General features: G+C 70.3%; 11 protein-coding genes and 1 pseudogene. 7 read left to right on the top strand and 5 right to left on the bottom strand.

Annotated elements, in window-relative coordinates; genetic code table 11:
- Positions 1-537 precede the first annotated feature (537 nt).
- Positions 538-1872, top strand: coding sequence for a lipase (locus tag ABZX96_RS02615; protein WP_355536578.1), 1335 nt, complete (start codon positions 538-540; stop codon positions 1870-1872).
- Positions 1873-2014: 142 nt separating this feature from the next.
- Here the strand turns inward: ABZX96_RS02615 and ABZX96_RS02610 are convergent, their stop codons facing one another.
- Positions 2015-2473, bottom strand: a complete 459-nt coding sequence (locus ABZX96_RS02610; RefSeq protein WP_355536575.1) for a hypothetical protein — start codon at positions 2471-2473, stop codon at positions 2015-2017.
- Positions 2474-3101: 628 nt separating this feature from the next.
- Between ABZX96_RS02610 and ABZX96_RS02605 the strand changes: the two genes are divergently transcribed.
- Positions 3102-3953, top strand: a complete 852-nt coding sequence (locus tag ABZX96_RS02605; protein WP_355536572.1) for a Scr1 family TA system antitoxin-like transcriptional regulator — start codon at positions 3102-3104, stop codon at positions 3951-3953.
- 12 nt (positions 3954-3965) lie between these two features.
- Positions 3966-4163 carry a DUF397 domain-containing protein gene (locus ABZX96_RS02600; RefSeq protein WP_355536569.1) on the top strand — a complete coding sequence of 66 codons (198 nt, stop codon included), beginning with the start codon at positions 3966-3968 and terminating at the stop codon, positions 4161-4163.
- Between the two features lie 182 nt (positions 4164-4345).
- Here the strand turns inward: ABZX96_RS02600 and ABZX96_RS02595 are convergent, their stop codons facing one another.
- From ABZX96_RS02595 to ABZX96_RS02585, 3 genes are all read right to left on the bottom strand, one after another.
- Positions 4346-4771, bottom strand: coding sequence for a VOC family protein (locus ABZX96_RS02595; protein WP_355536566.1), 426 nt, complete (start codon positions 4769-4771; stop codon positions 4346-4348).
- Positions 4772-5364: 593 nt separating this feature from the next.
- Entirely contained in the window at positions 5365-5739 is a 375-nt protein-coding gene (locus tag ABZX96_RS02590) for a hypothetical protein (protein WP_355536563.1), read from the bottom strand.
- A 337-nt stretch (positions 5740-6076) separates the two neighbouring features.
- Positions 6077-7300 carry a glycosyltransferase gene (locus ABZX96_RS02585; RefSeq protein ID WP_355536560.1) on the bottom strand — a complete coding sequence of 408 codons (1224 nt, stop codon included), beginning with the start codon at positions 7298-7300 and terminating at the stop codon, positions 6077-6079.
- Between the two features lie 772 nt (positions 7301-8072).
- Here ABZX96_RS02585 and ABZX96_RS02580 point away from each other — a divergent pair.
- From ABZX96_RS02580 to ABZX96_RS02565, 4 genes and pseudogenes are all read left to right on the top strand, one after another.
- Positions 8073-8666 (top strand): hypothetical protein, encoded by a 594-nt coding sequence (locus ABZX96_RS02580; protein ID WP_355536557.1) that lies wholly within the window; start codon positions 8073-8075, stop codon positions 8664-8666.
- Between the two features lie 476 nt (positions 8667-9142).
- Positions 9143-10477, top strand: a complete 1335-nt coding sequence (locus ABZX96_RS02575; RefSeq protein WP_355536554.1) for a cytochrome P450 — start codon at positions 9143-9145, stop codon at positions 10475-10477.
- A 261-nt stretch (positions 10478-10738) separates the two neighbouring features.
- Positions 10739-12184: an aminotransferase class V-fold PLP-dependent enzyme gene (locus ABZX96_RS02570; protein ID WP_355536551.1), complete on the top strand. Its 1446-nt coding sequence runs from the start codon at positions 10739-10741 to the stop codon at positions 12182-12184.
- Positions 12185-12441: 257 nt separating this feature from the next.
- Positions 12442-13190 (top strand): annotated as a pseudogene (locus ABZX96_RS02565) (transposase family protein).
- 7 nt (positions 13191-13197) lie between these two features.
- Here the strand turns inward: ABZX96_RS02565 and ABZX96_RS02560 are convergent.
- On the bottom strand, positions 13198-13914 hold the full coding sequence (locus ABZX96_RS02560; RefSeq protein WP_355536548.1) for an SDR family oxidoreductase: 717 nt from the start codon (positions 13912-13914) through the stop codon (positions 13198-13200).
- Positions 13915-13920 lie beyond the last annotated feature (6 nt).

The following is a 13920-nucleotide window of genomic DNA, read 5'->3' as shown; positions in this document are numbered from 1 at the left end:
CCGAGCCCGGCTCCGGCCGAGCGTCCGCGCTCATTCACCGCGCGGGGGGCGCATTCCGGCCAGCCGGACCGTCCCGCGTGCCGAGCGTCCCCGCCTCCGCCCGGGCGGGACGGCAGGACCGGGATCGAGGAGAGGAGCGGCCGGGGCGTCGCTTCGTCACGTCAGGGGCAAGCCATCAATCAATCAATCTCAATCCCTTAATTCTCTGGACTCACGGTTCCCATGCCCAATGGGAACTGTGTGCCCTACGTGGGGCATTGCCCACCCGTTCACAACCATTCACGGCCACTCACGAGCATTCACGAGCATTCACGAGCATTCACGGGACATGCAGTATCCGGTCCGGCGGTCCGGCCCGGCCCCGAGTTCCGCCCCCGGAGGCGCCCCGGCCAGGGCACTCCACGGACCAGCCCGGCGCCCCGTTCCCAGCCGCACAGTCGCGTGTCGCGGCCCCGCCGCGAAACTCGGCTGCGCACCGCGCGGAGCTGCGGTTAGATCGGCTCGCCAGCAGCTCGTACGTCGGAAGGAACGGCCCCCGTGTCAGTCGAACATCCCGGCACGCACGCACCGCTATTGCCCCCGTTATTGCCGGCGCCCAGCGGTCCGCACCCCGTCGGGACCCGGGCGTTCCACCTCACCCACCCGTCACGCCCCGACCCGTGGTCCACGGACGGCAGGCCCCGGGAACTGATGGCCCAGATCTGGTACCCGGCGGCTGCCGCCGTGGGCGCACCGGCCCGCTATCTTTCGCCGTCCGTAGCGGCCCTGGTGCTCGACGCCTGGGCGGACGAGGAGGAGGAGTTCGGCCCGGAATCGAGTGCCGTCCTCGCCGGGACGCGGGTCCACGCGTATGAGAGCGCGCCACCGGTACTCGGCGAGCCCCGTCCGTTGGTGCTGCTGTCCCATGGGCTGGACGAGTACCGAACGGGGCTGACCGCGTTGGCCGAGGAACTGGCGTCGCGCGGTTTCGTGGTGGTGAGTGTGGACCATCCGTACGACGCGGCGGGCGTGGAGTTCCCCGACGGCCGCCTCGTCGCCCACCACGAACCGGAGGGCCTCCAGGACGGCGACGACTCGGACCTGCTGGCGCGCTACCTCCCCACCCGCGTCGCCGACCTGCGCTTCGTCCTGGATCGGCTGCTCGATATGGACGACCGGCTGATCGGTCTCGATAGCCGGTTGACCGGTCTCGATAACCGACTGATCAGCTCCGGGGACGACCTGCCTCAATTCGGGGAGGACCAGTCGCCCAACCCCGGGGACGGAGCCACCGCCCCCTCCCCCAAGCTGATCGATCCCGCGCGAATCGGTGTCGCCGGGCACTCACTGGGCGGGGCGGCGGCTGCGGAGACGGCCCGGCTCGACCCGCGCGTGACCGCCGCCGCCGTGCTGGACGGTTCCCTGTACGGCGAGGTCCTCACCACCGGCTTGGCGCTCCCCTTCCTCCTGTGCGGGCTCACTCCTCCCGATCCGGAGGACCCGGAAGTCCTGGCGGGCTGGGACCGGCTGTGGCCCCGGCTGCGCGGGCCGCGTCACCACGTCACCGTTCCCGGCGCCGGGCACTGGTCGGCCACCGACTTCGACGCCCTGGCCGCGACGCTGGGCCTGCGGGGCCCGGACGATCCGGACGCCGAGGAGTCCTTCGGCACCCTGCCATCAGGTGACGGAATCGCGGTCGTCCGGCGAGTGCTGACCACCTTCTTCGAGGCCTACCTGACCCGAAACCCGACGGGCCCGGGGGCGGCAGCGCACCTGGCGGACGGCCACGCGCCGCAGCTCGCGCTCGACGCGCTCCCAGGAGCGGTGTCGGAATCGGTGTCGGAATCGGGGTCAGCGTCGGTATCGGGGGCGGCCTCGGCCTCGGCCGAGTAATCGATGCGGCATGCGGCACGCCCGATGCCGAAACGGGCGTCCGCCCCTCCCCCCGGGAGGAAAGGACGGGGGGAGGGGCGGAGTCATCGCCTCGGCCAGTTGGTCATGTCCACCGGCCGAGCGTGGTCGGAGGGTGAGGGGATCAGGCGGTGCGTACGAGAGAAGCCTGGCCCGTGCCGAGGCGGCCCTTGAAGGTGGCGTTCGCGGCCTGCACGTCCCGGTTGCCGACCGCCTTGCAGGTGGGGTGCCAAAGGGTCCAGCGGACGCCTCGCACGTCCCAGGTCAGGCTGGCGGCCTGCTCCCAAATGATCAGTTCGGGGTCGGCGGTGCCCGTGGTGTGTCCCTTGAGGTAGGCCGTTGCCTTACCACGGTCGAACACGACGCGCAGGTCGTAGTTCCTGCCGTTGATCGACCCCACGCCCTCATAGACGGCATCGCCGCGGTGGTCCGTCCAAGCCCTCTTCTGCCCGCCACACACGTGAGCGGTCTCGGACATCGCGGACATGGCGGTGGCGGCCGGCGCGGCATTGGCGGCTGCCGGAATCGCCAGCAGAAGGGAACCCGCAAGAACTCCGGTCGCGGCCATGCGCAGTGCACGCATCCTGACTCCTTCACTTATCCCGTACATGTGTTCGTGCATCGGTAGATATAGATACGCAGACAGATACGTCTATCCATCCGGCAGTACGCCATATCGGCAGATAGCCTCACTCATCACACTACGTTCGGTGTGTCGCCCTTGACACTGGTGCGCGTCCGATGGTGGCAAGCGGATACGAACGAGGACGCAGCACACAGCCGACCGGCCCGGTACCTCATTCCTCGCCCCTCGCCCACCGCCCCCCGCCCCTCTCACCAAGATCGCGTTTTTACGGCCGTAAAACTCCCGGCTCACCGACCGCCCCCCTCATCCCCCGAGGGCGCGCCCCTCCCCTGACGCGCCCCGCCTTCGGCAGGCCCGGGCCCCCTCCACCCCAGGCAGCCGCGATCGATTCCGGGACGAGCTTCAGAACGAGCGTCAGGGCGAACTCCGGGACGAGCTTCAGTACGAGCTTCGGGACGAGCTCCGGGACGGGCTGGGAAGACGAACTCCTCGGCGCGTCGCGCGCCACGGCCGACCCAACCACCGGTCACGTAGCACTCGTTTGCCCTGTGCGGCACAGGTGCGGAACGAATTGGACCACCCCGGAGATACGGGTCACACTGAGGGCCGACAGATGGGGAGGACGATGCCGCCACGTAAGGTCCCGACCGCCCGCCAGCGCCGCCTGGGTGCCGAGTTGCGGAAGCTGCGTGAACGTGCCGGCCTCACGCTCAACGAAGCCGCCGGACTCCTCGGCACCGACCGTACGGCGATCAGCAATACCGAATTCGGCCGGTTCGGTGTGAGTGGCGAGCGCGTACGCACCTGGGCGGCGCATTACGCGTGCACCGACTCCCCTTACGTGGAAGCCCTTATGGCCATGGCGGAGGAACGCGGAAAAGGCTGGTGGGAAGAGTATCGGGACAGCCTGTCTCACGCCGCACTCGATCTCGCCGAGCTGGAACACCACGCTCGTGCCCTGCGCACCGTCCAGATCATGCACGTGCCGGGACTTTTGCAGACGGAGGAGTACGCCCGCGCCGTCTTCGCCCAGGCCGTGCCGCCGCTGAACGCGACCGATCTCCGCCGCAGGCTCTCCCACCGGCTCAAACGCCGTGACGTGCTCGACCGTCCCGACCGGCCGCCGTGCACTTTCCTCATTCACGAGGCCGCCCTGCGCCTGGTGTTCGGCGACCGGAAAGTGCACCGGGCGCAGTTGGAGCACGTGCTCCGCGAATCCGAGCGGGAGAACATCACCGTCAGGGTCATTCCGTTCTCGGCCGGTGGTTTCCCCAATGCCGGGAGTTCGACCCTGTACGCGTACGGGCCGGTCCCGCAGTTGGACACCGTGCAGTTGGACACCGCGACCGGCATGGACTTCCTGCACACGGAAGCGCAGCTCATCAACTACCGCGGGGTTCTCGACCGCACAGAGGCGATATCCCTCACTCCGAAGCGGTCACGGGACCTCATTCACCACATCGCCAACCAAGCCTGAAAGCGTGGAAGCGTGGAACTCGTGGCAATGCAGTGGCAGAAGTCGTCTTTCTCCACGGACGCGGAGAGCAATTGTGTGGAGGTGGCAGCCCACGAAGGCCGTCTCCTGTTGCGGGAGAGCGACATCCCCGCCGTGACCGTCACCGTCAGCCGTATCGATTTCGCGGCGCTGCTCGCCGGAATCAAGGGGAACCAGCTCGTGTGCCCGTAGCTCCTCGCCCCACCGGCATGACGTCGCACGTCCCGCCCCGTTGATCAGGGCGTCTTCGCTCTCTGTCCCTGACGGCCCGGAAGCCGGCCGCCGGCGACGTCACAGGGGACGACGCCGGCAGTCTCATCCACCGGCTCATCCGCCGGCTCATCCGCCGAGGACGATCCGCCCCACCCGGGCGCTCACTCCTGGGCGTCCTGGGTGTCCTTGGCGTCCTTGGCGTCCTTGGCGTCCTGCGGGTACCAGCGCAGTTCGACCGTGTTGCCGTCCGGGTCCGACACGTAGATCGACTGGGCCTCGCCACGCGCGCCGAAGCGCGGCACCGGGCCTTCCAGCACGGTGAGCGCGCCCGAGTCGATGACCTGCTGCCAGTCCAGCGGCTCCACGACCAGGCAGATGTGGTCCACGTTCGACTCACCGCGCGGGCGGCTGACCAGGTCGATGATCGTGACCGGGCTGACCCGCACCGACGGGAACGGGACCTTCCCGGCCCGCCACTCCTCCACCCGGACCGGCTCCATACCGAGCGGTCCGCAGTAGAACTCCAGCGACCGCTCCACGTCCTGCACGTTCAAGACGAGGTGGTCGAAATCCTTGATCTTCAGCATGAGAACTCCCTTATGTGATTCGTGTGGTGACAGCGCCGAAGGAACGGGGACGGAACGGGAAAGCGAAGCCGGTGACAGCGACCGTTCCGTCCGTAACGGAACAGAAGGAACGGAACAGAAGGGACCGCCGCCAGTGAATGCCGAAGTCATCACCGACGCCTGCCACCGGTCGTCCGTATGTGCCGACGCTTGCCGTGCCGACCGTCGCCAGTACCAGCGTTGCCCGTCCCACCCGTGCTTGCCCAGCGGTCGTCGGCACCGACGCCCATGAACGCCGGTCAACGCCCGTCAGCGCCCGTCAGAACCTGCTCAAGTCCGTCAGCACGTCAGCACCTGCTCAACGCCTGTAGATGCTCGTCACCGCCCGATGATCTTGTCAATCATCTGGCTGCGCTTGCCGCTACTCCCGGTACTCGCCGACGATCGCCGCCATGCGCCGGTGATCGAAAGGCGCCGGTGATCGAACGTGCGGCGAGGCGCATCAGCGCACGCCACCCACTGACGCCCCGCGACATGCGAGGAGCCGGCCGACACCCCGAGGAAGGTGTCGGCCGGCTCCCGGCCCGGTGTCGCCGCCGTGGTGCGGCGTGGCCCTACCGGTACCAGGCGGAGGGGACCGGCGTGCACTGGAGGGCGGCGCCCGCGCCCGTGGCCGCGACCTCCGTGCGTTCGAAGAGTTCGTTCACCAGGGAGGGCCGGCAGAGCATCGGTGTCACGGCGTCTTCCTCCTCCCGCAGGTCACGCCAGGTGGTGGCGGTTCCGAGCGCGTGGGGTGCCCGGCAGCCCATGCTGACCAGGCCGTCGAGGAACGTGCCCCGGGTGCAGATCTTGACGACGCCACCGCCGGCCACGAACTGGTGGGGCGTGGGCCTATGAGGTGCCGCGGACGCCGTGGGGGCGAGGGCGAGCACCGAGCCCACGGCGAGGGCGGACGGGACGAGGGCGGCGGCGAGGGTGCGTGCACGCATGGCGTGCCTCCTTGTGCGTGGGTGGATCGACGTCGGCCGGGGTTCCGGGTCGGCCTGATTGCCGGCCGGTCACACAGCTCAGACGGGCCAACGATCCGACAATTACTTCAGAAACGCCCCACGCCGGGCACCACCGGCAGGGGTGACAACCGACGGCCCGCGTCAGCCGATGGGCCTGACCTCATTCGTAAAGGTGACATTTGAACCCCATCCGGCGGCTGAAGAATCGTTCTTTCCGAACTAATTCGGGTGGATTATCAGCACAAAGCATGACGAACACGGTGGGACGGGGACCTCACGATCCCCGCCCCACCGGAACACCTCGCAACGCCCCCGCTCAGTCGCGGGCCAGCAGCTTCTCCAAGTCGGCCGCGGCCTGGCTCAGGTCGGGCAGCGCGAGGGTGGCGAGCCGGGCACGGCGCAGGCGGGCGGCCATCTTGTCGTCGGCGAGAACCTCGCGGCACGCGGTGACGATGGGCTCCGAGCCGGATTCGGTGACGTGGCGGCCGAGGCCGAGTTCCTGGACGCGCTCGGCGTTCGGCGGCTGGTCGCCGAAGTTCGGGATGACGACCATGGGCGTCGCGGTGCGCAGCGCCTCCCGGATGCTGTTGTAGCCGCCGTGGGTGACGAAGAGGTCGGCGCACTCCAGCAGCAGGGGCTGCGCGATCCGTTCCGTCAGGCGGACGTGCGGGGCCGGTTCGACGCCGTCGAGTTCGATGCCGCCGGTCGAGACGACGGCGGTGCAGTCGAGCTGCGACAGCGCGTCGATCATGTCCCGCAGCGCGACCTCGGGGTCGGTCATGCCGTTGCTGAACTCCTGGTCGGGCAGCATGTTCCGGACCATCGGCAGGGCGGTGCCGATCGCGGCGTAGACCAGCGGGCGGTCGGCGGGCAGGTCGGCCAGCCAGCCCGGCAGCCCGGAGGTGCGGTCCACCATCGTGGTCTGCCGGTAGGCCAGGACCGAGGTCGGGAAGTGGCCGAAGGAGTACTCGGCGGGCAGGTAGTCGAACCGGCCGTACGGGTAGAGCGACGCCGCGGACTCCTGTGTGGGCAGCCCGAACTCCTCCCGCAGCCGGTTCATGTCCGACAGCAGCCACTCCGGGTTGATCGTGTTGACGATGCCGGACGGTATGGGCAGGTGCGGGACGCCGAGCTGCTCCGCGACCAGGACCGCGGACAGGTCCATGCCGTCACGGATGATGACGTCCGGGTGGAAGCCGCGGGCCAGCGGCTGCAGCGCACGGAAGCTGTCGACGGCGTGCGGACCCGTCAGCCACTTGGCGATCATCTCCCCCGCACCGCCCAACCCGGTGGGCGCGGCGGGGTCTTGGACCCCGGGCCCACCGCTCCCGTCGGCGCCCGCGGACACGTCCGGCGCGGACGGGACCGGCATCGGCGGGAGGCAGGGGGTCAGGGTCACGTCGTCGTTGGCGAACACCGACGCCAGTTCCGGCGTCGAGGCCACCGTGACCTCGTGTCCGGCCGCGGCCAGCGCGCGGGCCAGCGGCAGGAGGGCCCGACCGTGTGAGGGGGAGCCGGTCGAGGTGCACAGGATTCGCATGGATTCCTCTTCCTGGGAGGGCCCGTGCTGCCCGTCGGGCGGTCGCGGGCCGCACGGCGTTGACGTACCGACGGAGCGGGGCGATGGCGTGGGGGGCGACGCCTGAGGAGGCGGGGACACGAGGCCGGAACGGCACCCTCCGGTCCTGCCCGGTCGGTGCCCAGCGCGACACCGCACGTCCCGAGCCGCGCACTGTCCGGGGGTGGTATCCGGCCGCCGGAACCCTCCCCTTCGCCCCTGGCCGCTTGGGACAACCGATGACGTGATCACCGTAAGTACGGGAAAAGAAGCACGTCAACGCCATTCCACGGGCATCCGACGGAAACGAGCCAAGGTGCGGGCGACCTAGGGACAGTGGGGTTTGAGACATCGTTGGGGTGGGGAAGGGGCGGCGTTCTGCTGGGTGCGCTGGGGTGGTCGATGTGGTCGGTGCGGTCGGTGCTGTCGGGTCGGTGCGGTCGGTGTTATCGATGCGGTGGGCGTGGGGGACGCCAGGGGGCGAGAGTCACGGCGTCGGCCTCGGCGTCGGCGTCGGCCTCGGCGTCGGCGTCGGCCTCGGCGTCGCGTCCTCTCAGGTACGCCTCACCCGTCGCGTACGAACGCACGGATTATTGTCGTGCTCGCGACGGAAAGAGCTGCCAAGTCGAACGCCAAGGCCGTTGAGCTGGGGCGATTCCTTGCCGCGAGGCGAGCCGAGGTCGCGCCCGAGAGCGTGGGGCTTCCGACGGCGTCCGGTCGCCGTCGGCCAGGGCTGCGCCGGGGAGAGGTGGCGATGCTCGCCGGGATCGCCGGGTCCTCGATCGCCGGGCCGTCGCGCGAACAGGCCCGGCACGACGGTCTGGTGATCCCCCAGGTCGTGAACGCGTACCTGCCCGACCCCGCCTATGTCGTGGACTGCTGCTGGAACGTCATGGCGGCCAACAGCGCGGCGCGGTTGCTGCTCGGCTCGCAGCTCGCCGAGGGCAACTACCTGCGGCTGCTGTTCACCGACCCGTCCTTCCGGCGCCTGTTCCCCGACTGGGAGCGCGACGCCTCGGACACGGTCGCCCGCTTCCGGGCCCACAGCGGGGGACGCGTCGAGGACCCCGAGGTGTCCACGGTGATCGACGGCTTGCGGCGGGACAGCGAGGAGTTCACGCGGCTGTGGGACCAGCGTGTCGTGGCGGACGGGTCGTGCCTCACCCAGGCCATGGACCACCCGGGGCTCGGACTGGTCGGCTTCACCCGCGTCACGCTCGACTTCACCCGCCAAGGGGGCTTCCGCCTCGTCCTCCTCCTGTCCGACCCGGCGACGCGCGAGCTGATCGCCACCCGGTGGGCGGAGAGCGGCGAGCCGGTGCTGGGTGGCATGACGATGGCCGCCTGACGGGGGGACAGGATGGGGGCATGGCGGGGGCTGCCTGACGGGGCGTGCAGTCCTGTCCGGAGACGGCGTTCGGAGACGGCGTTCGGAGACGGCGTTCGGAGACGGCGTTCGGAGGCGACGTCCGGAGACGACGTCCGGAGACGACAGCCAAGCGCCCGTAACGAACGTCTGACAGCGTTCGGTGACATGTTTCACAGCGCGGCCCGACTCGCACTCCCGGCCTCCAGCCCCCCTTCGCCAGACCTCACGGCTGCGGGACGGGGCGGTCGCCGCGGCGCCCGGGGCGTGCGCTGTCGCAGTGGTGTACCACCGACTGAAAGGACGAAATGGCGGGCCGGTACGGGTGAGTTCGGATGCGGCGGCAGGGGACGGCTGGGCATGCTGGCCGCGCCCGGGCCACTTGGCCGTCGTCAGCCGGGCCGGATGCCTGGCCGCCGCACACCGGCCCCGGTCCGGCTCCGTGGAGGGAGTCGGAGATGAGTACGCAGCCGGACAGCGCCACCGAGGCGAGGCACCCGGTGGACATGGACGTGGAGTGGCCCCTCTCCCGGCGCGGCGACGTCGTCCCCGAAACGTGCGCGTGGCTGCGGGAGCACCGGCCCGTGGCCCGCGTCCGTACGCTGACCGGGGAGCCGGCCTGGCTGGTGTCCACGCACGAACTGGCCGGCCGGGTCCTGCACGACGACGTCTTCAGTCTGTCGGCCCTGGCCGAGCCCGGTGCGCGCTTGCAGTACGCGCCGGTCTTCCCCGAGACCAATCGCAGAACCTTGCAGGAGATGCAGGACGCGGGGCTGCGGGAGGCGATCATGCGGGCCGTGTCCCCCCGCGTGATCAAGGAGGCTTCCGGTGGCTTCCGCCTCCGGGCCGAGGCGCTGCTCGACGAGCTGGTGGCCGAGGGGCCGCCGGTGGACCTGCGGGCGCGGTTCACCGACCCCTACACCGTGTCCGTGATGTCCGCCGTTCTGGGGATGCCCGATGATCACGGGCGGGTGCTGATGAACGGGCTCGACATCGCCATCATGACCGTGCCGCACCTCTTCGAGGGCGCCCAGGTCAACTACGACAAGGGCACGGCATCGATGGCCGCTCTCCTTCGGGCGCCCGGCGCCGTCGAGGCCCCGGGACTGCTGGGTGCGCTGGCCCGCCTGCGGGCCGAGCAAGCGGAGACGGGAACGGGAACGGAGACGGGAGCGGGAACGGGAACGGGGACGGGGACAGGAGCAGGAATGGGGACGGGAGCGGGAACAGGAGCAAGAACGGAAACGGGGACGGACGATGCCGATGAGCAGATGGCGCGGATGCTGCACGGGTTGTTCGTGGCCGGGGCAGTGAGCTCCTCGGTGTTTTTGCTGCTGTCGTTGCTGCATCTCATGCAGCGCCCTGACCAGTTGCGGTGGCTGCGTGCCCACCCCGAGGCCATGGAGTCCGCGGTCGAGGAGCTGCTGCGTTTCAACCTTGCCATCGGTGACGGACTCCCGCGGGTCGCCACCCGGGACACCGAGCTGGGAGGGGTGCCCATCGCCGCGGGGGACCTGGTTCTCGTCCTGGTCGAAGGCGCCAACTACGATCCGGCCGTCTTCGAGGACCCGCTCCGGCTGGACCTGACACGTGGGGAATGCCCGCATCTGTCCTTCGGCAGCGGGCAGGGCTACTGCCCGGCCACCACGCTCGCCCGCACCCACGCGTCCGTCGCCCTGTCCGCCGTCCTGGAGCGCCTGCCCGACCTGCGCCTGGCGATCCCGGAGAGCGAGATCAACTGGCGCTCGGGGTGGGTCAAGCGCACCCCGGAACGGCTTCCGGTGCTGTGGTGATCTCGCACTGACGTCTCGCACTGACGCTTTCGTCCGCCCAGGAGGTCCGCCGCTTTCGTCGGCCCAGAAGGTCCGCCGCTTTCGTCGGCCCAGGAGGTCCGCGTCCGGCTCGCAGGCGGCGTCGAGCGGGGTGCGATCGGTCCGTCGCCCGCAGAGGATGTCCGAGCCTGGGGTGGGCCGTGCGCCGTCCGTATCCGCCGCCGTCCGCCGCCGAAGGCTGTCCGACGCCGCGCAGCCGTCCGGGCTTCAGGGAGAATCATCGTGGATTGGGCAACGGGCGCGCAGCCCTGTGATCGGGCAACAGGTGCACGGCCCTCCGGCGGCTTCGGCCGGATGGAACCGGACGACGGCGAAGTGCGGGAATGGGCGGATCAGACGGTCGCCTTCGTGCTCCGGTTCGTCGCCGGGCTGGCGCAGGCACCGGCCGCGTACGAGCCCGCCGCGCCACAGCTCTGGGCCCGTCTGCGGCAAGCACCGCCGCGGACGCCGGGTGACCTGCGGGAGCTGCTGGAGGTGTTGGGGCAGGCCGTGTCCATGGGAGCGGAGATGGCCGGCCCTCGCATGATGGGGTTCGTGCCCGGCGGTGGGCTGGTGTCCGCCGCGCTCGCGGAGTTCCTCGCCTCGGCCGTCAACCGGCACACCGGGCTGGCCGGCCACGCGCCCGGCGCGGTCGCCCTGGAGCAGGGCGTGCTGCGCTGGCTGTGCGACCTGTTCGAGCTGCCGTCGGCCGCCGCCGGGGTCACCTGCTCGGGTGCCTCGATGGCCGCCCTGTCCGCCGTCGTCGCGGCCCGCACCCGGCACCTGGACCCCCGGGAGACCGCCCGGGGCACCCTGTATCTGACCGCCTGCGCCCACCGCTCCATCGCCAAGGCCGCGAGCATCGCCGGCCTGCACCCCGGCCAGGTGCGCACCGTGCCGGTCGACGCCGACCTGCGCATGGACGTCGAGGCCGCGCGCGCCCTGATCGACACGGACCGCAAGGCGGGGCTGCGGCCGTTCTGCGTCATCGCCACCGCCGGGTCCTCCGATACCGGCAGCATCGATCCGCTGGCCGACATCGCCGCCCTCGCCCGCCAGGAGGGAATGTGGCTGCACGCCGACGCCGCCTACGGCGGGTTCTTCCAGCTGACCGACCGCGGCCGGGCCCGCCTGGCGGGCATCGAGCGGGCCGACTCCATCGCCCTCGATCCGCACAAGAGCCTGTTCCTTCCCTTCGGCACCGGAGTGCTGCTGGTCCGCGACCGGGGCGACCTGCGCGCGGCGTTCGTCCTGGACGACACCCCCTACCTCCAGGACGTCGACAAGGACACGGCACTGCCCGACTTCGCCGACCTCGGGCCCGAACTGACCCGGCCGTTCCGGGGGTTGCGCCTGTGGCTGCCGCTCCACCTGCACGGCACCGCCGCCTTCCGCGAGGCCCTGGACGAGCGCCTCGACCTGGCCGCACGGGCCCACGCCGCGCTCGCCGCGGAACCGAGGATCACCGTGCCCTGGACCCCGGACCTGACGACGGTCGCCTTCCGCCTGCGTGACCGCGACGAGAACGCGCACGCGCGCTTCGTCGACCGGGTCAACGCCACCGGCCGGGTCTTCCTCTCCAGCACCCGCGTCGCCGGCCACCACACCGTGCGCCTCTGCGTGCTCTCCCACCGGACCCGTGCCGAACACGTCCGGCAGGCCCTGGACGCCATCAGCGACTGCTTGTGAGGCGGGGGCCGGACGGCGGACGGCAGGCGGCAGACGGTGATCGGGGCGCGGGCCGAGCGCACGTACAGCCACTGGCCTCGTTCACAGCTGCTGGCCACGCTCGGAGCCGCTGGCCTCGCTCGCAGCCACTGAACCTTTTCAGTGTGGCCACCGGTCGGGTGACGGGGCTGCTGGCGGACGCGGGGCCGAAACGCACGAGGCCCCCGTGCCGTTGAGGGAGATGTTCGAAGTCTCAACCCATCGGCGCGGGAGCCTCGTTGGTTCCCTATCCTGCCGCACTGGATCTGCCTCACGCCTTGGTCGAGTGGGTCACGATGCTCATCGTCACCTGCGAAGGTGACCGCCGTTGCAAGCTCCCACCGCACCGGCGTGCGCTCGTCGCCCTCGTGTACCTGCATCGTCACGACGCCCTCGCCCACATCGCCGCCGGCTTCGGGATATCCGTCGGCACCGCCCATGCCTACGTCACTTCGGTCGCCGACATGCTCGCCGACCGCGCGCCGGGCCTACTGAGAACACTGCGCGAAGAAGGCCCCGGGTTCGTACTCCTGGACGGGACCCTCGCCGAATGCGACCGCGTCGGAGACAGTCGCGCTGACTACTCGGCCAAGCACCGCCGCCACGGGGGAACGTCCAAGTCGTCACCGACCCCGGCGGCAGGGTCCTGTGGATCTCACCCGCCCTGCCGGGGCGGACCCACGACCTGACCGCGGCCCGAACCCACCGCGTCATCCGAATCCGTGAGCGACAAGGTGTCCCTGTCCTGGCCGACCGCGCCTACCAAGGCGCTGGCCCCTGGGTCCCCACCGGGATCAGGCGACCGCCCCGCGGGGAACTCGCCCCCACCCAGCGCGCCGGCAATCGCAGCCTCGCCCAAGCCCGCGCTCCGGTTGAACGCGGCATGGCACGCCTGAAGGCCTGGCGGATCTTCCGAAGATCCCGCATCAGCCCCAACCGCATGACCGTCATCGCCAAGGCCGTACTCACGCTGGAGAGGCATCGCTGAGAGGGGCTCACCTGGCGGGCGCAGGGCCGTACAGCTGTGCCGGGTCGCCCGCCAGGGCCGCCTTGACGAAACGGCTGGGGTCGTCGACCAGCACTTCGAGGGAGTTGCTCTGCACGCCGTCGAGGCTGGCGCGTGCGACGTCGACGGGATCGATTTTGGGGACGTCGCTGCCCGCCATCATGTCGGTGTCCGCTGCCGCCAGGTGGACGCCCTGGACCAGGGTCTTCTGTCCGGCGAGCTCGACGCGTACGCCGTTGGTCATGTTCCACTCGGCGGCTTTGGCGACGGAGTAGGAGCCCGAACCCTGGGGGGTGGCGACCCATGACAGTACGGAGAGGACGTTCACGATCGCTCCGCCGCCGTGGGCGGCCAGGACCGGAGCGAAGGCGCGGATGACGCGGAGGGTGCCGAAGAGATGCGTCTCCAGTTCCCGCCGGACGTCGTTCAGGTCGTCGGTCAGCAGGCTGGCTCCCGTGGCGATGCCGGCGTTGTTGACCAGCAGTGTCACGTCTTGTGCGATGGCGGCCGCATCCGTGATCGACCTCTCGTCGAGGAGGTCCAGGTGGAGCGGGATGACGCGGGGGTCGGATGCGGTGATCGTCTCTGGGCTGCGTGCCGCCCCGTAGACCCTCTTCGCCCCGCGAGCCAGCAATTCGTCGACGAAGCGTCGGCCGATGCCCCGGTTGGCTCCGGTCACAAACGCGGTGGAACCAGCAATGTCCATGATTGT

The organism is Streptomyces sp. NPDC003077 (assembly GCF_040611095.1).
Lineage (GTDB): Bacteria > Actinomycetota > Actinomycetes > Streptomycetales > Streptomycetaceae > Streptomyces.
Note: the sequence above shows the minus strand (reverse complement) of the source record. Positions and strands in the feature narration are given on the sequence as shown.